We start from the raw sequence: 21,512 nt of genomic DNA, 5'->3' as shown, positions 1-21,512 counted from the left end.
TAATGAAAAAGCTTTATATTAGCCTGATCACAGGCGCACTGATTTCATCATTTATTCTTGGTTGGTTGATTGATTCATTAAGTGCGCCTCCGAGTAATCACGATAATTTTAAAGTTGAAAAGCAAATACTTGCAGGTGTGGTTGCTGAAATAAGCCATCACCCTAAAAGCGAGCATGAAGCCTTTTTAAAACGCTTCACCCAAGCGAGCCATTTCAGTTTGAGCTACCACAGCAATAGTGAGCTTGCATTGCCTCGTGAACTACACGGTGAATTACTGGTGCCTGGCGGTATTACCCTAGAAGACGAATTAGGTTTTTATTTGATTCAAACAAGTGCTGAATTAGCCGATAGCCATATTCAGTTGCGTGTTGAAAAGCCACCAATGCCAACTAATCGTACCGATCTCTTTTTAACCGTTGGTTTTTATCTAGGCATTTGCATTTTTATGTGGTGGTGGCTCGCACCACTCACCAAACGATTAAGTTTGCTAAATAAGGCCACCGCACAATTTGCCAACGGCAACCTCGATGCGCGTATTAACTTAACCGGGCTAAGCTATATTCGTGAGCTAGAAACCAGCTACAACCGCATGGCCGACCAAATACAGCAGTTGATCGAAGAAAACCAACTACTCGCATCCAGTATGTCGCACGATATACGTACTCCCCTTGCGTGTTTACGGTTTGGCTTAGATGCCGCGATCGATACCAAAGATCCAACTAAAATTCAGCATTACCTTGAACGCATGGAAAACGACTTAGATCAAATGGAGTCGATGCTAAATAGCTATTTAGAGTACGCGACCCTTGAGCAAAAATCGTATCAAATATCACCTACTGCCATCACCAGCACTGAGCTATTTGATAACTGTTTTTATCAAGTTGAACCTAAACTCAATGCGCAATCTATCAAACTGGAAATAAAATCAGATACCCAGCAGCTTTACGTGGATCCGCACTGGTTAGCCCGCGCCATTGTTAATTTACTAAGTAACGCCGCTGACTTTGCAAAAACCACCATTACGATTAGCACGACGCAAACCCACGCTGACACGTTTATTGAAATTGAAGACGATGGTCCGGGCATTGATGAAGCGAACCTAGATAACGTATTAAAACCTTTCTTCCAGCAAGAAAATCACCGTAACCGTGCGGCAAAAAACTATGGTCTTGGGCTTGCTATCGTCGCAAAAGTCATCGCATGGCATTTCGGCGATATTAAAGTATCTCGCTCCAAAGAACTCGGCGGTGCAAAATTTACTTTACGCTTGCCACATCGCTGCCATTTAAAGAACAAGACCAGTTCATGGTAGCCCGCTCGCCCTTTAACAAATTACGCAACTATTACATTTAACAATTTAGCGAATTTGATTGTTTACATTTTTTTAATCTTATTGATCTAAATCAAGCGAACTCACTCTATTAATTTATTTCAATTTACAGTAGATTGGGCGGCAAACTAATAACGAGAAAAATATATGAGTGCTTCACGTGGAGAGTTTTCCTCTCGACTAGGATTTATCATGGCGGCAGCAGGCAGTGCTGTAGGTCTTGGCAATATTTGGGGCTTCCCAACACAAACGGCAACCAATGGTGGCGCAGCGTTTGTACTAATGTATTTAATTTTAGCGTTTTGCCTAGCATATCCTGCATTTATGGCTGAAATTCTAATTGGGCGATACGGCCAAGCGAATGCCGTAACGTCTCTTGAAAAACTTTCTCGTACGCAAACACAAAAACGCTTCGCATTTATTGTCGGCTTTGGCGGCATTGTCTGTGCAGCGCTTATTTTAAGCTTTTACGGTATTTTAGCCGGTTGGATGACATCTTACGCCGTAGAGGCAGGTGCAACCATCGTCGGAGCCACCAGCGTTGCAGAGTGGGCCGTTAGCGATAGCGTAGCACGCAATATCTTCTTCTGTGCAATTTTTATGTTTTTAACCGTGATTATTATTCGTAATGGCGTAGAAGATGGTATAGAAAAGTGGTCTAAACGTTTAATGCCTGCAATGATTGCTCTACTTATTTTACTGATCATCTATGTATTAACCCTAGATGGTGCAGACAAAGGATTAGAAGCTTATCTTAATCCTGATATTTCGCGAGTACTTGATCCTGACTTACTGATTAGCGCACTTGGCCAAGCATTCTTTTCACTGTCGTTGGGCACCAGCGTAATGGTGATCTATGGTTCATACATTTCGAAAAAAGAAAATATGGTTACCATCGGCGCACAAGTAACATTTATTGACGTATCGATTGCATTTTTAGCAGGCCTTTTAGTCATTCCAGCAATGTACGTTGCATTGGAACAAGGCGTACAAATTTTTGCTGAGGACGGTTCACTGCTCGCAGGCCCAACTCTGGTATTCCAAGTATTACCTAGTTTATTTGACTCTATGGGTCAACTGGGTGTGTTTGTTGGCTTGGCATTCTTTATCCTGATGTCGATTGCTGCACTTACGTCGTCAATATCGATGTTAGAAGGCCCTGTATCTTATCTTGTTGAGCGCCATAATATTGAGCGTAAAACCGCGACTACGTGGACTGGTATTGGTATTTTAGCAATCAGCTTTGTGATTATTTTTAACATCGGTACGATGCTCGACTTTGTGGCAACATTGGCGACAGAATATGGTCAGCCAATTATCGCAATGTTCTGCTGTGTATTCGCAGGCTGGATTTGGCAACGAAATTCACTTGTTGAAGAAATTAAACAAGGTAATGAAGACGTTGAGTCCGGCGTGTTCTGGAAAATCTGGCCATGGTACACAAAATTTGTGTGTCCTCTCGCCATTGCTGCGGTATTTATTCATTCATTTACCTAACCAGCTAAAGACATAAACAGATAAATAAAAAGCCGATGTGTATTCATCGGCTTTTTACTTTTAGGCTTAGCAAATTTTTTTATAAAACCGCTTTCATATGAATGTGCGGAATCCCATCTTCGAGGTATTCTTGCCCGTCTACTTGAAAGCCAAGCTCAGTGTAAAACTCAGTTAAATAACACTGCGCTGATATTTCAATCCCTTGCTCAGGCCAATGCGAAATACAAATATCTTTGGCAAGCGACACGATAGCGTGTGCAAGCCCTTTACCCCGCGCCTCTTTTTTAACGAGCACTCGACCAATCGCCGCGCTGTTCTCATAGTTAATTTTTGGCGCTAAACAACGCGCATAGGCAACAACGTCATTATCGTCATAACCAATAATATGCTGGGTTTGCGGCTCGCAATCTAACCCATCAAGCTCTTCATACGGGCAGTTTTGTTCAACCACAAAGACATCAACGCGCAACTTTAAAATGGCGTAGAGTTCTGCCGTTGTGAGTTCATTAAATGTTTTACTATAAAATTTTGTCATTATGCACCCAATAAAAAAGGGGCCTCAGCCCCTTAGATAATTATCTTCGCTTAGCTGAAAATATGTTCTAGCTGATCGCAAATTTGGCTCAGGTTGACCTGATCATGCTCAATGGTCAAATCAGCGTAACCATCTGAGCCAAACATTCGGTCTACTTCAATTAACACATGAGTTTTCAATGCCTCAGGCACAAATGACAACTCAACTTCCTTCGGACCAAACACTTTTAGACCTGCAGGCTTGTATTCAAGCTCTTGATAACACCCTGATGTGGAATTGAAATTAGACGTACGTAAATAGCCTTTTTCAACATCGCTTTTAACCAATTTATAGCCCAATTTCTCCATTGCTAGCATAAAGGTTTTTACCGCTTCATTTGGGTATACATAAACCGGATCTCGGTCGGTCGCGTCGAGCGCAAAATCAATATTTAGACCAGTTGCAATCCAAACTACGCTTTGATTAATGCCCTGTGATATTTCAGTAATTGGCGTTTCTGAGTGCAAGCGCGCTTCAAATGGAATACGTAACTCTTCACCTGGCTGCAATGTTCTTTGATCAACAATCGACCATTTATCTAACACATGATCTGCAAAATACTCGCCTTCGTCTGACTCTACTTTAACCTTAGTCATTAAGGCTAACTCTAATCCTGAAATATCTTGCTCTACATCGCCTGCTGTTATGATAACTTCTGCTGAAAATTTTTGCCCTGGCAGTAAATGCTCAGTATGTAGCACGGTATCCACTTTTGCCGCACCAATACCGATAGATGCGAGAACTTTTTTGAACATATAACTCACCTTGTTCTTTATACTTATACTGCATATTAACCATAAAAATAATAATTTGTCAGTTAAAAGTTATACTTGTTAAAAGTTGATTACATTTTAGTTCAAATTGCATCTTCGATTGGGCTGTGCTGAGCGTATTTCGTAGCACAGCACGGTGTTTTTAGATAGACTAAGAAAAGCCTAACTATTTAACTGAGAATTAGAAAAATACTCTATGGAATTATTGTTTTACGCAACAGCCTTTATTTGTGGCTTCATTATTTTACAGTTTAAATTACCACCGCTGATCGGCTTCTTATGTGCCGGATTTGTGCTTAATCTTGCGGGGTATCAAAGTACCGAGTTGCTTGAAACAATGGCTAACCTAGGTGTCACCTTACTACTATTTAGCATTGGCCTAAAATTAAAAATTGGCAATCTAATTAAAGCCCAAGTTTGGGGGCCTGCAACCTTGCATATTGTCTTGTGTAGCGTGTTGTTTTGGGGCGCTTTACTTGGCCTCAGTTGGTTAAAACTACCTCTATTTTCTGAATTATCGAGTCAATCCGCTGCCATTTTGGCATTTGCCCTAAGCTTTTCATCCACCGTTTTCGCCGTAAAAGTGCTTGAAGAACGCGGTGAAATGGCCAGTTTACACGGTAAAGTCGCCATTGGTATTTTGGTAATGCAAGATATCTTTGCGGTTGTTTTCTTAGCGATTAGTACAGGTAAGCTGCCAAACTATTGGGCAATCGCATTGGTACTTGCCTTGCCACTTATTAGACCCGCATTTTACTGGATGCTTGCGCGTTCAAAGCACGGTGAAGTGCTCCCGCTATTTGGTTTCTTCTTTGCGTTAGTGGTTGGCTATCACGCATTTGAATTTGCGGGCTTAAAAGGTGATTTAGGCGCACTGATTATTGGTATGATCTTAGCGCCACATAAAAAGGCAAGCGAACTCTCTAAGGCACTATTAAGCTTTAAAGATCTCTTCTTAGTCGGATTCTTTTTAACGATTGGCCTTAATGCCGAGCTCACGCTCAATGCACTCTTAGTTGCCGCAGTTTTAATTATTGTGTTACCCCTTAAAGTGCTACTTTACTACCTATTTACTAACGCTTTTCACTTGCGTGCGCGCACTTCCCTACTCGGTGCCTTTTCGTTATCAAACTACAGTGAATTTGGCTTGATTGTCTGTGCGCTTGCCGTATCGAGTGGCTGGTTAACGGGCGAATGGCTTGCGGTACTTGCAATTGCAGTATCCATAACCTTTATTATTGCTTCGCCGCTTAATAACAAATCAAACGAGCTTTACGTAAAATATGAGAATTTCTTACTGCGCTTTGAATCGAGCAAACGCTTAGCCGAAGAAATGCCGGTTAACTTAAACAAAGCGAAAATCTTGATCTTTGGTATGGGCCGTGTTGGTACCGGTGCCTATGAAACAATTGCGCAAAGCTACCCTGAATCGGTCGCCGGTGTAGATATTAACCCTGATACAGTAGATAAGCATATCAAGCGCGATCGATTTGCCATTTTAGCCGATGCCACCGATCCCGATTTTTGGAACCGTATTAACCACTCAGACGTAGAGATGGTAATGTTAGCCATGCCAAAACACGCGCAAAACTTGTACGCCCTTGAGCAGCTAAAAGCATCGGGCTTCTCTGGTCAAGTAACCGCAATAGCCAACTATCGCGACCAACAAAAAGAGCTAGAAGATATGGGTGTTCATTCAACCTTTAACTTTTACTTAGAAGCTGGTAGCGGTTTTGCTGAACACGTAAAAGAAAAGGTGTTTTCTAAAGCGAGCTAGCATAAACCACTCAGTACGATTACGTTCATTTACATTTTTGTAACACTTTTATCGTTATTCAGAGTAATATTTACCTATCCATTACTCTGAATGACGTGACTATGCAGCAAGATCCTAAAAAAACCGCATTATCACCCGAAATGCGTGATTTTATCAGCAATGAACTTAAACACCTTGATTCAGACTTAGCCAAGCGCACATTTTACTTTTTACTGCTTGATAAATACGCGGTGCCAAAAACCCATGCCCTGCGCCATAACCCGCAACATCATTTACCTGTAAATCAACTCGATAATTTATTGCGAGAAAAAGGGTTCACTCCCTCAAAACCAGTCAAAATTAATTGCCATTAAGGTATACTAGCTGAGACTTTCACAATCTCACTTTATTTATGCTCGCAGATAAACACGCTTTATTGGAAGCAATCAATCAGCCTATGCCGTTTGGTAAATATGCTGGCTGTCCACTCTTAAAATTACCTGAGCCTTACCTTGTGTGGTTTAAACAAAAAGGCTTCCCTGAGGGAAAACTTGGACAGCAACTTGCGTTAATTTATGAAGTGAAACGTAATGGCCTCGAAAAAGTGTTAATGCCATTACTTAATTAATATTCAAGGAACACACTGTGACTCAACTTTCTCAGTTATCGCCACAGCCACTGTGGCAAATTTTCGAAAAAATATGCAGCATTCCACATCCGAGCAAACACGAGCAGAAAATCTCTGCGTGGATCCAACAATTCGCTACCGAGCTTGGTCTTGATGTTAAAGAAGACAAGGTCGGCAACCTAATAATTAAAAAGCCTGCAACAATCGGCATGGAAAATCGTAAAGGTGTGATTTTACAAGCGCATATGGACATGGTGCCGCAAAAAAATAATGATAAAGAGCACGACTTTATCAACGATCCGATTGAAGCTTATGTAGATGGTGAATGGGTAACAGCAAACGGCACAACATTAGGTGCAGATAACGGCATTGGCCTTTCGGCAAGCCTTGCAGTATTAGCCAGTAAAGATATGCAACATGGTCCACTTGAAGTACTCGTTACCATAGACGAAGAAGCTGGCATGACAGGTGCTTTCGGCCTTGAAGCAGGTTGGTTAGAAGGCGATATTTTACTAAATACTGACTCAGAAGATGAAGGCGAGGTTTACATGGGCTGCGCAGGCGGTATTGATGTAAACATTGAGCTGCCAATTGAATGGGAAGCGACAGATACAACTAAATCAGCTGTTAACGTATCGCTCAACGGTTTAAAAGGTGGCCATTCTGGTGTTGATATTCACTTAGGTCGCGCTAACGCAAATAAACTGTTGGTCCGTGCATTAAGTTTATTAGATATCGACTTTGCCATCGCCAACTTACAAGGCGGATCACTGAGAAACGCAATTCCACGCGAAGCAGAAGTAACGCTAGTAATTGATGGCCAAGATAAAGACACGCTAGTTAATGCCCTTAAAGATATCAATTCACTGTTTTTAGCGGAACTAGGTAAAGTTGAGCCAAATATTTTGCTGTCGCTTACTGATGCGCCATTACCCGAAAAGCAACTTGCTAACGTATCGCAATCAGCGCTAATCAATAGCATAAATGGTTGTGTGAACGGCGTTATTCGCATGAGTGACACCATAGACGGCATCGTTGAAACATCGACCAATTTAGGTGTTGTTTTAACAAACGAAAACGCTGTTAGCGTAAAATGTTTGGTTCGCTCGTTAATCGATACAGCGCGCACTAATACGCAAAATATGATTGCATCAACATTTGCCCTTGCAGGTGCGAGCGTTACTTTCACAGGTGCGTACCCTGGCTGGGAGCCAAAAGACGATTCTGAGATTAAAGATATTTTACGTGAAACCTATCAAGGTATGTTTGGCACATTACCTAAAATTATGGTGATCCATGCTGGGCTTGAATGTGGCTTGTTTAAGGATGCTTACCCACATTGGGATATGGTGTCGTTTGGGCCGACGATTCGTTTTCCGCATTCGCCAGATGAAAAAGTGAAAATCGATACCGTTGAGCCGTTTTTCAACTTACTTGTTGAAGTACTCGGTAATATTCCGAATAAAGACTAAATTTCGTCTTCACGTTATAAAAAACCGAGCTTTAGATGCTCGGTTTTTTGTCATTGATGACCTTGCTTTTATTCGGCGCTATTTTATTTATGCCTTTTTTCGCGCTTATTTTTAGCGATTTTGCGGACTCCAAAAACGGTTTACTATAAATCGCAAATAACGAATCATGGCCGCAATCATACTGCCCTACACCGATGGAAATCTTGCCAACTTCTGATGCTTTAATTAGGGTACCTGTCATACGGTCCCAAATAGCCAGTGCCGACCCCAAATTAGTATCAAAGTGATTGGGGTTATCACTGTGGTGGATTTGATGTTGTGCAGGGCTAATAAAAACCCCTTCCAACTTATCTCCCCACGACAACCAAATATGTGAGTGGCGTAAATTTGCGCCAAAAACGTTAAACAAAAACACAAACACATTGGCACCTAACACATCAAACATGCTAATTGCATCGGCAAATAAATAGTAGCCTATGCCCACAGCGATTCCTTGTACGATTGCCATACGGCACGCGTATAAATAACTCTCCACAGGGTGAGAACGATAAATGGTAAATGGTGTGAGTACTTTTGCGCTGTGATGTACTTTATGAAATTCCCATAAAAACGGTATTTTATGCAGAGCGTAATGCAGTAAGAAACGCGTTAAGTCATCAATAATAAAGAGTAGAAAAGTGAAAATAGTGATTACTTGCCACTTGGCTAATGCCAGTGGCTCTGTGCGACCGAACAGCCATTCTAAGGCATCACTTAGTGCAATTGCTATCGGTGCCATTGTTAATACAATAGGGCCGAACATTAAGGCTTTGATCAGTTTATTAACTACCCACAAGGCATAATCTTGCTTGGCACTTTTTGCTAACCAAACTGATTTGGGGAATAAGAATTTAAAAAAGCCTAACGTTGTGCGCTGTTTTGTTGCAGCAAAATACACGGGCAGTGCTAACGCCACGGCACTTAACAAATAAAGGTAAAAAATACGTTTATTCGCATCGCTAAAATAACGCGGTAGTTCGCTTAAACTTGTTGAAAATATCTCTAACACAGCAGTTCCTACAAAAAAGGGGCCGATAGCCCCTTATTCGCAATGCCAAAGCTTAAAACTGGTATTTGTAACCAATTACAAACTGTCTTGGCTTATTTGGTCTTGCGCCATACGGGCGGCGACTAATAATGTACGCTTCATCAGTTAGGTTATCAACCTTACCGTAAATGCGGCCATATTGACCAAGATCATACGAAGCGGATACATCTACGATAACGCTCGACTCGGTTTTAAAGCCCGAATCACCTGCGGCTTCATCCATTTCGCTTACGTATTTAACGATTAAATTGGTTTCCCAATTATTCGCCGCTAAACCGATTTCAAAGTTCAATTGATGTTCAGGTAAATACTGTACTGAGTCGCCATCCGAAATATCACCCCACTGTTCAAAGTCTGATTCAAAGCTTTCTAGAAATTCAGATTTGGTATAGGTGTAAGTGAAGCTATATGGCATATCAAATTGTGTACTGATTGGATAGCTTTGGCGTAATTGCGCTTCCAAGCCATACACATTCACTTCGCCACCGTTAAACTCGCGGTCAAGGTCGCCTTGTGTACCACAGCTTGATTGCGAGCAGCTTTCTTTTAAGTTGCTGTAGTCATTAAAAAAGCTAACTAGTTCAATGTTAGTTGCGCCATCGTTAAAACGGCCACCAAACTCATAGTTAATGCTTTTTTCAACTTTAACATCAGATGCCTGTTGCGGACTGCTTGGCACAAAACCTTGATGCACACCAAATAATACACCTGCGTTTTCTGTCACTTGATAAAAACCGCTCACGCCAGGTAGCCAAATTTGAGTCGATTTACGTTGCCAATCGTCTCTGTCCGCTAGATCGGTGTAGTACATATCCATGTCTTCGCCGCGAACACCCGCCGACACCGTTAAGTTGCCAAGTTTTACCGTGTCTTCAATATAAACTGAAAGCGCTTCAGTATTTTCGATATTGGTTGTGGTGAATACTTTATCAGCAGCCGTTTTCTCAGCATAACCATCAAGCATCTGATAGTTTTCACTAAAGTGTTTACGTTCAATTTCATCTTCATGATAACGCACACCGAATGCTAACTTATGATCTAAACCACCAAGTGAAAATTCGTAGTCGGCATCAATTTGAATACCCTGCGAATAGTATTCGCGGTCATTGGTACCCATAACTAAGAACATTGATGTTTCGCCATCTAGCACTGAGTTTTGCTCACCGGTTATAACGGCATATTCTCGTTCATGTAATTCTGGGTTTGTCATAATTGCAGACAAACTTGCATTTGAACTTGTTAAGCCGCCTAATTTTCGCCAAGCACGCTCGTAGTCGTTGCGATAAACACGCGTTGTTGCAGAGAAAATATCGTTAGAGAGATTATGGGTAAACATAATTTGTGTATGCTCAGTGTCCATATTCGCAGGTTGGGAAGCCGCGTAGCGACGATACGGATTTGCATTAAAATCAGCATCCGTTAACCCTAGGTAAGTTTCATCTGAGTTTTCATCTGCATAGGAAAGCTTAAGTTCAAAACTTTGGTCAAACGCCTGTCCGTCTAACAAATATTTGGTTTTAATGAGTAAGTCATTCTTTTTAAAGCCTGAATCACCACCGTTATCGATTTCTTTAAAACCATCCGCTTGTAAACGAACACCTTCAACTAGTACACCCAGATTTTTGGCTACTTCAGTACCAAAATATCCGTGCGCTTTTTGATAGCCATCGGTGCCCGTAGCTAAATCCAAACCACCGGTCATTTCAAATGGCACTTGGCGCGTTACCATATTAAGCGTACCTGCAACCGTTTGCGGGCCGTGCTTAATTGCCGCAGGGCCTTTAAACACCTCTACTGCGGTCATTCGCGTAGTGACTGGAAAATAGTATGCCGCCGGCGCTGAGTATGGCGCTGGGCCAATTAACACACCGTCTTCTAAAATAGTGACTTTTTTACTACGCTCAGGTGTAACACCACGAAAGCCAATATTTGGACGCAGGCCATAACCGTCTTCTTCACGAATATTTACGCCCGGTACTTTGGCTAAAATACGGTGAATATCATCGTATTCATATTTTTCGAGTTCTACTTCTGATACAAGGGTTGCTGAACCTGACTCTGTGCGCAGTTTGTCACCGTGACTAATAATGGTGATGTGCTCGATATCGTTTGCTTTGTTATCTTTTGCAACAACTGACGTTGCACAGCTTGCAATTGCTAATGCTAAAAGTGTTTTTTTCATAATAAAGATCTAATCATTATCGCCGGCTGAAGATTTAGGTAATTCAAGCGCAAGTTTGTTAATAAAATCATGTTTTAACTGATCGGTCACATCTTTTACTTTTGCGTGTGACGTTTCTACTTTGTCTTTTTCGTCAATGAGTGCTTGTTGCAGCGAACCATTTATCGCATCTAACGCGGCATTTGATTGCTCAAGGCCAGTTAACATTGCGTCTTTAACGTCTGTGCCCTCTTCTTCTACAAGAAAATCATCAAAACCCGTGGTGTTATCTTGCATTACACCATTGCCAGTAAAGAGCTTTTCAAACGCAGCAAGGTTTGCTTTTATATTCGCAAGCGATTGCGCCGCTATCGGTGACTCAACATCTTGAGGACATGCTTCTAAACCACACGAGTTACTTTCGTAACCCAGCGGTAACGCTAATTTTTGATCTTTTAGTTCTTCAGTAAGATAGAAAAGTGCATCGGAAATCACATTAACCGCTCCATGCACGCTATCAAAACTACTGCCAACTTCACCGGCATTTTTTAACGTCATTGCGTAGCCATTGTCACCATTCCATTTATCAAGTAACACTTGGCTGTTATCAACTAAATCGCTGGCAACTTCAACAGCGAACTCACAACGCGCGATACGACGTTCGCTATCACTGCGGTTATTCCAAGTTGCAAGTGCATCATTAGCGACTGAACAGCTGTGATTTAGCTGCTCGGTAAACAGTAAGTGTTCAAGGCTAACTAGACCACGACGCGTTGCGGTACGCTGTTTAATATCGTACGGACGCGATGCATTTTGATTAATTACACCGTCTTCAAAATACACGGTATCTTGGTCTACGCCACACAAGCTTTTAGCAGGCCAAGAGTAAATTAGGTTACGCAGTTCGCCTTCATTTTCTAAAAGCGGCCCCATTTGCATCAGCTCTGCATGTTGCCAAAGTGCCGTTGTATCGCGCCAACTAGTTTGCGCCGATGCTAATGCAGCTAAACGTTGCTGTTCAGTTACATCACCTGCCATGGCTGCTTTTTCAACTGCACAATAGCTTTCAATACTTTGTTTATTTGCACTCGCTTGTTGATTAAACGAGGTAAATGTTGGCGTGATTACATTATCGACTAAGTTTGCCACTAACGCTTTTTCATCAAACGTTGTGCCGCCACCATTCCCTGGCTCGCTTGTACCGCCACCAAAATTTGGCCCCTGTGTACTAGTGGTATCTTCCGAGCACGCAGCTAACGTCAGTACTAATGATGTTGCCAGTGCTATCGGTTTAAGTTTTGCGGATATCAACATAAAATTATCCTAAAATCTCGAATTATAAATACAGCAAAAGGTTAGTAACCGAAATTACTAACCTTTTATATCAATTTAAAGCGTTTTTTAAATTACCAGTTCTCTGAGTTCGCGTCTTCAAAATCAAACGCATCATCTAAAATATCGCGCGCTGCAATTAATTGTGCTTTGTACTGTGCAAATGCATCTGCGTCAGCAAGTACTGGCATGTCGCCGAATAAGTCATGCATTTGCACAAATTTTGCTTCGCCTACCGTATCTTTTTTCGGGTTTAGTTCATGATTTGCAAACGGTGAATATGGGTTGAATTGGAAGTTCAGTGCGAAACCCTTCATTTCACCCCAATGCTTAGCGTAATCCGCGAATTCAGCTGATGTGTATTCGCCGTCTTCAATGTTTTCAATATCAGCAATCACGTCGTTAATGTAATGAACAACTGTCGCAGCAATTGCTTTTTCCCACGCATTTACGGCTTGGAAAACATGCTCGCGGAATTTTGCTTGATCGTCAGCTGAGAACTCGCTTAGGTCCGAACCATGGTTATCGGTAATCATTTTACGACCAGCAATAAAGTGAAGCATTGCCTGCGTTGTTAAGTCAGTTGTAACTGTTGCGCCAAGGTCACGTTTTGCTGCATTTGAAGAGTTGCCCCACACAAACTCTGACGCTAGGTCGATTACACCATCACCATTAACATCATTTTTACCTTGGAAGTCTTCGCGACCGCCTTTTTTAGCAATTTCGCTGTCAGAGTATTCTAGGTAGTTGCGCGCAGCACCAAAGTAACCAAAGCCTTCATCAAATTGGTGCTCAAGAGCTGTGTATTTTGCTGACTCTTTCTGCGCTACTTTATTGTCTGTCTCAAGACCTTCACCAAGGTAGTCATCAGCACCTTGTGAGAACATTAGCGCACCTAAGGTATGCTTTTGAACCAGTTGAACTAAATCCAAGCCTTCTGGTGTGATATATGCTTTTGAAATAGCAACACCGTTTGCATCTACTAGCGCTTCACCCGCGTTCACTTTTTCAATTTGTGCGATAAATAAATCGAAATAGTGGAATACTAAGCCTTCAGGTGTGCTCGCTTGTTCACCAAAGTTGTTCCAACCTTTGAAGTTACCCGCAACATGCCACTCTTTATACATTTTTGATGTGTCACGACCTGCGATTTTACCGTTTTCACCACCTAGGTTTTTATCAGAAGATGAAATATCTGAGAAAAACTTTTGTTTATACGCAGACAGGTCATCGCCTAAGTGCGAGATTGGTGAATCTGCAATCGCTGCATAGTCACTCCAAAGAGCGTTTAGATTAGCGCGTACATCTGCAGCCATAATGTTATTGGTTTCAATGTACTCAACTGTCATTAAGCCCATGTAATGCTTAAGTTCTGCTGAAAGTGCGTGACGCGCTGTTTGACCAGAGTACGATACTGACGAACCAGAAAAGCCGTTTAGTTTAGTGTTAAACTCATAAACGTTAACACCATTTTGTGCTTCGATATCACTTACTGTTAACGTAATCGTTTTAGTAAACGTAAGGCCACCCGCGTCTGTTACTGTTACGTCAACAGCAACTTCTGCTGCTTCTTCAAAATTAAACGCTAAGCTATCTTTTACTTTAAGTTCGCCATCAACAATTTCAAAACGCACGTCTGATACTGTGAACGTATGACCTGATGTTGCATCATCTGATGCAGTTAGCGCACCAATCGCAACACCAAGTGTATCTTCGGTAATTGAAGATGCAGAGATTTGGATATCAGTTGGAGCTTGGTTTACAGGAGTTACAGGATCTTTTTTGCTATCGCTACCACCACAGCCAGTTAAGCCAAGAGACACAGCAATTACTGCTGATGCTAACGCAGATTTACGAAAATTAATCATTATGTGACCTATAAAGTATAATTTTTATTAATGAAGATTTATAAACTAACGCTATTATAAACTTCAAAACCAATGAGAATCAATCTCATTTAGTTTATTTTAATGTTTTGTTTACAGAAAATCATCATAGCAGTTTTATGTTGCTTCAATTTAGCAGAGATCAAATTAAGGTTTTTTAGGTAACGCAATTACAAAACATGCGCCTTTTAACGGGCCACTTTCAAGGTAACATTCACCTTCGTGCCAGTTTATGATTTTTTGCACGATTGCTAACCCTAAGCCGAACCCTTTGATTTTTTTATTGCGGCTTTTATCTAAACGGGTAAATGGTTTAAATACGTTTTCCCACTCGGATTGTTCAATGCCAGGGCCATCGTCAGCCACTTTAATAAAAATAGTGTTTGAGGTTTGCGTCAACGTAACGATTACTTGCTGCTCTGCGTATTTCAGTGCATTACCAATAAAGTTCTGAATTGCGCGGCCAATGAAATGTGGGTCGGCGTTTAACTCAATGGCTGTGTTTGCTTCAATTTTGATTGCAGTTGCGTGGTTAAAACCAAGCTTTTGCACAAAGTGTTGTGTTTGCGCGACCACATCGTACAACTCAATATTAAGTTGCGGTTTTTCTCTTTCTAATTTTGCAAACTCCAGCATTTCACTCACTAGCGACTCTAGTTCTTGAATGTCGGACTGCATACCGTCAAAGTACGGCTTACTTTTATCGTCGCTTTGTGTTTGTTCCAGCATCGCAATCGCAAATTTAAGACGTGCTAATGGCGTTCTAAATTCGTGAGATACAGACGAGGTCAGTTCGCGCTGACTGTCTAATAAGTGTTTTATACGCGCTTTCATCGCCATTAATGTTTGTTTTATTGGCAATAAAGCAGACTTGTCGTCACCGCTAATTTGTAAATCTTCCGGCGCGCTGATATTGTGACATGCTTTTTCTAACTGATTAAAATCACGCCATAGCCAATAACTCCAGGCCGCAACGGGTAAACCAATAACCAACAACATAATGAAAAATGGCCATACCGAGTCGTAACTATTAACATCAAAACGATACGGACCAATTTTCAGTAATTCTTTATCATTTACCCGCAAATACCAGATTACTTGCTGCGGACCGTCAAACACTGGTACTGCTAGTCCTTGCTTTAAATCAGCTGTTTGTTCTGGCAAAAATGCAACAAGATCAGACGAAATCACTTCGTTTTGATAAATGTCTTTTAGTTTCGTAATGCCATTAGCAGTTTTTGCTAGCTGGGAGAGAGATTCTGTGACTTGCGGCGCAAGCGGTAGCGCATCTATGCCATTCGGTTCTGGCCATAGTTTCTCAAGCGCACCGCTAAGAATAAAAATAGAGATGATAATATAGGCGTATAAGCTAACAAATAACTTGCCCATTTAAATTCCTTGCAGCTTGTGGTTATCCCCAAGCATCTGATACGAACAAGTAGCCTTGTCCCCAAACGGTTTTAATGCGATAAGGTTTGTCACTATTATCGCCAAGTTTTTTACGCAATCGAGATACACGCACATCTACAGTTCTGTCTAAGCCATCGTACTCACGGCCAATCATTTTCTCGTGCACAAAGTCACGGCTAAGTACTTCGCCTGCGCTGTTTGACAGTAACCACAGTAATTCAAATTCGTGCGAGGTTAAGCTCACTTCTTCACCAAGCAACTTAACAATACGGCTGTTTTTATCAATGGTAAGCGTACCAAAACGCAGTTCTTCACTGCTTTTTTCTACTGCTCCACGACGTAAAAGCGCAGAGATACGTGCTAATAATACTCTTGGTTCAGCAGGTTTAATAACATAGTCATCGGCACCCAGCTCAAGACCAATCACCTGGTCAAAATCTTCGCCTTTTGCGGTCAACATTAAAATGGGTAACTGGTAGCGATCGCGTACTTCACGACACACGCTAAAACCGTCTTTACCTGGCAGCATTACATCCAAAATCATTAAATCAGGCATATTAGCTTCAAGTGCCGCCATCACTTCAGAACCATCACTTAACACATCAACCGTCATACCGTTGTGTTCTAAATAATCTTTGGTCAGTTGTTGTAAGGCAAGATCGTCTTCCACTAATAAAATATGCGCCATCTTTATCTCCTAGAAAAAGCTCCAAGGGGTGCGTAATCGCCTACGCTGTGACTTGGTATTGCTGCTTTGTACTTTGATTTTCGCACTGGCAATTTGTTTGCCAGTTTTCCGATTGACCAAGGAGTATACTGTGCCAAACTGAACGTCAGCTTTATAACTAAAACGCCCTTCAGTGGCATTTTGCCAACATTTTAAGGGTGTTTGATCACGTAAAATACAAACATCCTCAGCCTTTGCTATTTGCCATTCGAAGTTAACATCAACCTGACACACATCATCACTGTTTTGCACCATGCACACAGCAGGAGCTAGCTGAAAATGCGCTTTTTGCTGTGCAGCAACGCCCGCACTGTTAAATGCGCACAACATTAAAAACAGACAGTATCTAAAAAACATGGGTCACCCCAGTAAATACTGTCACGCTTTGATTACTCGAAAATAAAGGACTATCACTAAGCGAACCATAATAGTGGTATTTTACTTTTGCTAACAAACCAAAATGTTGATTAATTTGCCTATGCCAACTTAGTTCTACGTGAGGCAACCAGGCAGCATTTTGCAAAAACGTAATGCCAACCTGATCGTCGGCTTGAATACCGTAATAATAATCTGCGAGTTTGTGAGATAAATAATCAAGCCCCAAACGCACACTCAATAATCCAGATTGTGTTTGCCAGCCTTTACTTAAGCTTAATGCAACGCGCTGACCTTTGTGTACATTAGAAATATCGTTAAATGCACTTGCTGAAAAGCGCCAAGTATCGGCAATATACTGATAATTCACACCACCATCTAATGCCCACTTAGGGCTATTTATTTCTGAAATAGAGATCCGTTCAGAATTTGCAGGCTCCGTGAATGCGTTTCGAGCAATAAATACATTGGCAGGATGCCATGTCACAAAAAAGCGATTTTCTGGATTGAACTCGGAGATAACATTAAATACATGTCGGTTGTGTTCAGATAAGGTAAAACCGAGTTGACCGTTATCAAAGTAAACACGTTCACCATAGTATGCAATATCGGGGATCACGATTAACGGAAAGTTATCACCGTCATTGAGTGGATTTGTAATTGTGCCAAAACCTAATGCCACGCCAAGTCGTAATTGACTTAGTTCGATTACATTTTCGCTTTGCTGAGCACAACTTCCCCAACTAAAAAACAATATAATTATGCAAACTATATGCTTCAATATTTAAAATTCTCCGAGAAATTACGCGCACTTTACCAATCCGAACAAATCCTGCAACAAAAATTACAATTACTTACATGCTTCGGCTAAAAACACACAAATATTCACCCATTTTCATTAGAGATAAAAGCGTTTTGTTTAAAAATAAATCACTAGTCTTTATTTAGTGTTACTTAAGCAGCTGCCAAATTGCATTCATAATAGGTTGCTGCAAGTGCGCCTTTTTAGTCACCAAGCCAACATCAAATGCAGGTACCGGATCGGGCATCGACAAAATCTGAACTTTATCTTTTATTGGACTATTATCGACAACAACTTTCGGAATAAGTGCCACACCAAAACCTAAACTCACCATAGAAACGGCCGCTTCATTACCTGCTACTTTGGAGTAAATTAAGGGGTTAATGCCATTTTTTTGCCACCAGTCGGCTAAGCGCTTACGACTTAACCCTTGATCTGGCACGATAAACGGTAATTTTTGCCAAGGTATATCAACCCGGTCGCTTAGCGCATCATTGATTATGGTGCCTAAAGGTCCATCATCATTCGGTGCAATAAACACCAAGGGAGAGGAGCCGAGTGAGAAAAACGCAAGGCTATCGTGCAGCTTATCAGGTCTTGCCGCAATAGCCATATCCTCAAAGCCTTTCATGACTCGTTCAATTGCCAGTGCCGGATCACCGGTATTCAATTTTACCTCGATATGTGGATGCGCCAATCTCACTTTTTTAAGCAAATCATACAAAAAGCTATACGTTGCGGTAACAGAGCTAAATAACTTCACTTCCCCCGATAGCGCCTCCCCTGCTTCATTGAGCGATGCGCGAAACATCTGCCATTCACCAATAGTGGCTCTGGCATAACGGACAAATGCTTCACCTTGCTTAGTTAACGACACACTGCGCTTATTGCGATTAAAAAGAATAGCCCCAACTTCGTCTTCTAGCTGCTTGATATTGCGGCTCAGCGTTGGCGCGCTCACATTCGCTAGTTCACTCGCTTTTGCAAAGTGCAATTGCTCTGCCAGCACCAAAAATAATTGCAGACGTTTGATATCCATTGCAAACCCAATATTTCACTTTTTGCAATACAATAATTCAAATATATCATTTTACGCAATTAAAAATTTCTTTTATGGTTAATTCAATGCTGCAAAAGGCAGCGATTTTTTTATTTAGGAATGAGACATGGCAACGAATTATTTTAACAGTTTACCGTTACGCGAGCAGCTTGCGCAGCTTGCTCAATGTGAGTTTATGAACCCATCTGAATTTGCCGATGGTGTTGATGCGTTAGTCGGTAAAAAATTGGTCGTTGTTGGCTGTGGCGCACAAGGACTTAACCAAGGCTTAAACTTACGTGAGTCCGGTCTTGATGTATCTTACGCATTGCGCGAATCAGCGATTGCTGAAAAACGCCAATCTTACCTTAACGCTACCGATAACGGTTTTGTGGTAGGCACATACGAAGAACTTATCCCAGATGCTGACTTAGTACTTAATTTAACGCCTGACAAACAACATACCAGCGTAGTAGAAGCGGTAATGCCACTAATGAAGCATGGCGCAACACTTGCCTACTCTCATGGCTTTAATATTGTAGAAGAAGGCATGCAAGTACGTGATGACATTACCGTAATTATGGTTGCACCTAAGTGTCCAGGTACTGAAGTACGCGAAGAATATAAGCGTGGTTTTGGTGTACCAACGCTTATCGCAGTGCACCCTGAAAATGATCCAGAAGGTAAAGGTTTAGCGCAAGCTAAAGCTTATGCTGCGGGTACCGGTGGTCATCGTGCAGGTGTATTACTTTCGTCATTTGTCGCAGAAGTAAAATCAGACCTTATGGGCGAGCAAACTATTTTATGTGGCATGCTGCAAACAGGTTCACTACTGTGTTTCGATAAAATGGTTGAGCAAGGTATTGATGCGGCTTACGCTTCAAAGTTACTACAATATGGCTGGGAAGTGATCACTGAAGCACTCAAGTACGGTGGTGTAACTAACATGTTAGATCGCCTATCAAACCCTGCAAAAATCAAAGCGTTTGACTTATCTGAAGAGCTAAAAGTAATTATGCGTCCGCTTTATAACAAGCATATGGACGACATTATGAGTGGTGAATTTTCATCAGGCATGATGGCTGACTGGGCTGAAGACGACGCTAAATTACTAGGCTGGCGCAAAGAAACTGGCGAAACAGCCTTTGAAAAGCAAGCAAATACCAGTGATGAAATCACCGAGCAAGAGTTCTTTGATAAAGGCATTCTAATGGTTGCTATGGTGAAAGCAGGTGTTGAACTTGCATTTGAAACCATGACAGCTGCAGGCATTAAAGACGAATCAGCATACTATGAGTCACTGCATGAAACGCCGTTAATTGCCAATACAATTGCACGTAAGAAGCTCTATGAAATGAATGCAACTATTTCAGACACAGCAGAATACGGTTGTTACTTATATAACCATGCCTGCTTGCCGCTATTGAAAGACTTTATGACCACAGTTAACACAGACGTAATCGGTAAAGGGCTATCTCCAACCGATAACCGCGTAGAGAACGCACGTCTGATTGAAGTAAACAAAGCGCTTCGCACACACCCAGTAGAGATGATTGGCGAAACACTGCGTGGTTATATGTCAGCAATGAAACCAATTATTTAAGGTAAACCCTGAGTAAACTGCCCGCTTAAGCGGGCTTTTTTTTGCCTTATTTCTGAGTTAATGTAGCGCAAACAAATAAAGGGGCCAATCAAATGGAACAGGCACAATCTGGTATCTTCGATGACAATAATAGGCATAGCTACTTTTTAGAATATGTCATTACCAACCGAGATGCAGACACCATTAACGCACTAAAAAATGCATTAAAAAATATTAGCGACAACCTCAACTGTAGTTCAGTTATCGCATTTGGCAGACGCCTTTGGCAACATTTAGACAACCAAGCCGAAGCGCTTAACTTTACTGATTTTGCAACGCTTTCAGGGCCATTTGGTCACACTGCTCCCGCCACCCAACACGATTTATTAATTTGGTTGCACGGTGATGATTTAGATGGTGTGTTTGACGCTATGCAGTTATGCCAATCACAGTTAAACGGCATCGCTATTTTGGCGCTTGAGTGCCCGGGATTTCGATACAAAGATAATCGTGATCTCACCGGTTTTGTCGATGGCAGTGCAAACCCAAAAGATGTAGCAGCAAAAGCAGACGCAGCACTGCTGCCAACGTCACATTCCCATCAGCAAGGCAGCTTTGTTTTAACGCAAAAATGGGTGCATGACCTGAGTGAATTTGAAAAACTGCCCGTCACCGTACAAGAGAAAATAGTGGGTCGCACAAAACCAGATTCCATCGAGCTTGAAGGTGATGATATGCCAAAAAATTCGCATGTATCGCGTACCGATGTGAAAGTAGATAATGTGGCCATGAAACTCTATCGCCGCAGTGTGCCATTTGGAAATGCACACGAAAAAGGCCTCTACTTTTTGGGTTTTGCCTGTGACCAACAACGCTTTCAAATTCAACTCGAACGCATGTTTGGCCTAACCCAAGATGGTATTTATGACAAACTGATCGATTACTCAAAAGCAGTTAACAGTGCATATTGGTTTGCGCCGTCACAAACACAATTAACACAGATTGTGACGACATAAGCTGTAACAATTTAAACAAGCAAATTGCGCATATATTATCTATCTTTAACAGTAAGTATGGTGT

Annotated in this window: 19 protein-coding genes; 8 read left to right on the top strand and 11 right to left on the bottom strand. The window is 41.6% G+C overall.

Translation table 11 applies throughout. The annotated features are described in order from the left end of the window. The first annotated feature begins 2 nt into the window (after positions 1–2). Positions 3–1,313: an ATP-binding protein gene (locus AN214_RS03140; protein ID WP_054978387.1), complete on the top strand. Its 1,311-nt coding sequence runs from the start codon at positions 3–5 to the stop codon at positions 1,311–1,313. 165 nt (positions 1,314–1,478) lie between these two features. Beyond that, on the top strand, positions 1,479–2,828 hold the full coding sequence (locus AN214_RS03135; RefSeq protein ID WP_054978386.1) for a sodium-dependent transporter: 1,350 nt from the start codon (positions 1,479–1,481) through the stop codon (positions 2,826–2,828). A 79-nt stretch (positions 2,829–2,907) separates the two neighbouring features. Here the strand turns inward: AN214_RS03135 and AN214_RS03130 are convergent, their stop codons facing one another. Continuing rightward, positions 2,908–3,363: a GNAT family N-acetyltransferase gene (locus AN214_RS03130; RefSeq protein WP_054978385.1), complete on the bottom strand. Its 456-nt coding sequence runs from the start codon at positions 3,361–3,363 to the stop codon at positions 2,908–2,910. Positions 3,364–3,413: 50 nt separating this feature from the next. Next, positions 3,414–4,157 (bottom strand): sporulation protein, encoded by a 744-nt coding sequence (locus AN214_RS03125; RefSeq protein WP_010560493.1) that lies wholly within the window; start codon positions 4,155–4,157, stop codon positions 3,414–3,416. Positions 4,158–4,371: 214 nt separating this feature from the next. Between AN214_RS03125 and AN214_RS03120 the strand changes: the two genes are divergently transcribed. The 4 genes from AN214_RS03120 to AN214_RS03105 all read left to right on the top strand — a co-directional run bounded on the left by AN214_RS03120 (position 4,372) and on the right by AN214_RS03105 (position 8,031). Further along, the gene (locus AN214_RS03120; RefSeq protein ID WP_054978384.1) at positions 4,372–5,952 is read left to right on the top strand and encodes a cation:proton antiporter family protein; all 1,581 of its coding nucleotides are present in this window, start codon (positions 4,372–4,374) and stop codon (positions 5,950–5,952) included. 101 nt (positions 5,953–6,053) lie between these two features. Beyond that, a complete protein-coding gene (locus tag AN214_RS03115) occupies positions 6,054–6,305 on the top strand; it encodes a hypothetical protein (RefSeq protein ID WP_054978383.1) in 252 nt (83 codons plus the stop codon). Positions 6,306–6,343: 38 nt separating this feature from the next. Continuing rightward, on the top strand, positions 6,344–6,559 hold the full coding sequence (locus AN214_RS03110; protein WP_010560496.1) for a DUF3820 family protein: 216 nt from the start codon (positions 6,344–6,346) through the stop codon (positions 6,557–6,559). Positions 6,560–6,576: 17 nt separating this feature from the next. Further along, a complete protein-coding gene (locus AN214_RS03105) occupies positions 6,577–8,031 on the top strand; it encodes an aminoacyl-histidine dipeptidase (protein ID WP_054978382.1) in 1,455 nt (484 codons plus the stop codon). A 31-nt stretch (positions 8,032–8,062) separates the two neighbouring features. Here the strand turns inward: AN214_RS03105 and AN214_RS03100 are convergent, their stop codons facing one another. The 9 genes from AN214_RS03100 to ilvY form a co-directional block, all read right to left on the bottom strand. Continuing rightward, on the bottom strand, positions 8,063–9,079 hold the full coding sequence (locus tag AN214_RS03100) for a sterol desaturase family protein (protein ID WP_054978381.1): 1,017 nt from the start codon (positions 9,077–9,079) through the stop codon (positions 8,063–8,065). A gap of 52 nt (positions 9,080–9,131) precedes the next feature. Beyond that, positions 9,132–11,300, bottom strand: a complete 2,169-nt coding sequence (locus AN214_RS03095; RefSeq protein WP_054978380.1) for a TonB-dependent receptor domain-containing protein — start codon at positions 11,298–11,300, stop codon at positions 9,132–9,134. A 9-nt stretch (positions 11,301–11,309) separates the two neighbouring features. Next, positions 11,310–12,593 carry an imelysin family protein gene (locus tag AN214_RS03090; protein WP_054978379.1) on the bottom strand — a complete coding sequence of 428 codons (1,284 nt, stop codon included), beginning with the start codon at positions 12,591–12,593 and terminating at the stop codon, positions 11,310–11,312. Between the two features lie 92 nt (positions 12,594–12,685). Then, complete coding sequence (locus tag AN214_RS03085; protein WP_054978378.1) at positions 12,686–14,479, bottom strand: DUF4856 domain-containing protein; 1,794 nt, start codon at positions 14,477–14,479, stop codon at positions 12,686–12,688. 165 nt (positions 14,480–14,644) lie between these two features. Next, positions 14,645–15,886, bottom strand: a complete 1,242-nt coding sequence (locus AN214_RS03080; RefSeq protein ID WP_054978377.1) for an ATP-binding protein — start codon at positions 15,884–15,886, stop codon at positions 14,645–14,647. Between the two features lie 22 nt (positions 15,887–15,908). Further along, positions 15,909–16,595, bottom strand: a complete 687-nt coding sequence (locus tag AN214_RS03075; RefSeq protein WP_054978376.1) for a response regulator — start codon at positions 16,593–16,595, stop codon at positions 15,909–15,911. Positions 16,596–16,604: 9 nt separating this feature from the next. After that, positions 16,605–16,991 (bottom strand): DUF3019 domain-containing protein, encoded by a 387-nt coding sequence (locus tag AN214_RS03070; protein WP_054978375.1) that lies wholly within the window; start codon positions 16,989–16,991, stop codon positions 16,605–16,607. After that, the gene (locus AN214_RS03065; protein WP_054978374.1) at positions 16,981–17,763 is read right to left on the bottom strand and encodes a MipA/OmpV family protein; all 783 of its coding nucleotides are present in this window, start codon (positions 17,761–17,763) and stop codon (positions 16,981–16,983) included. Before AN214_RS03065 ends, AN214_RS03070 begins: the two co-directional genes overlap by 11 nt. Before the next feature lie 196 nt (positions 17,764–17,959). After that, the gene (gene ilvY / locus AN214_RS03060) at positions 17,960–18,850 is read right to left on the bottom strand and encodes an HTH-type transcriptional activator IlvY (RefSeq protein WP_054978373.1); all 891 of its coding nucleotides are present in this window, start codon (positions 18,848–18,850) and stop codon (positions 17,960–17,962) included. 127 nt (positions 18,851–18,977) lie between these two features. On the opposite strand from ilvY, the gene ilvC reads away from it, so the two are divergent. Both ilvC and AN214_RS03050 read left to right on the top strand, forming a co-directional pair. Beyond that, positions 18,978–20,453 (top strand): ketol-acid reductoisomerase, encoded by a 1,476-nt coding sequence (ilvC, locus tag AN214_RS03055; protein WP_054978372.1) that lies wholly within the window; start codon positions 18,978–18,980, stop codon positions 20,451–20,453. Positions 20,454–20,545: 92 nt separating this feature from the next. After that, on the top strand, positions 20,546–21,448 hold the full coding sequence (locus AN214_RS03050; protein ID WP_054978371.1) for a Dyp-type peroxidase: 903 nt from the start codon (positions 20,546–20,548) through the stop codon (positions 21,446–21,448). Positions 21,449–21,512: the final 64 nt, after the last annotated feature.

Origin of the sequence: Pseudoalteromonas sp. P1-9, assembly GCF_001399975.1 — a bacterium.
In the GTDB taxonomy this organism is placed as follows: domain Bacteria; phylum Pseudomonadota; class Gammaproteobacteria; order Enterobacterales; family Alteromonadaceae; genus Pseudoalteromonas.
This window is presented reverse-complemented; position numbering and strand designations above follow the sequence as displayed.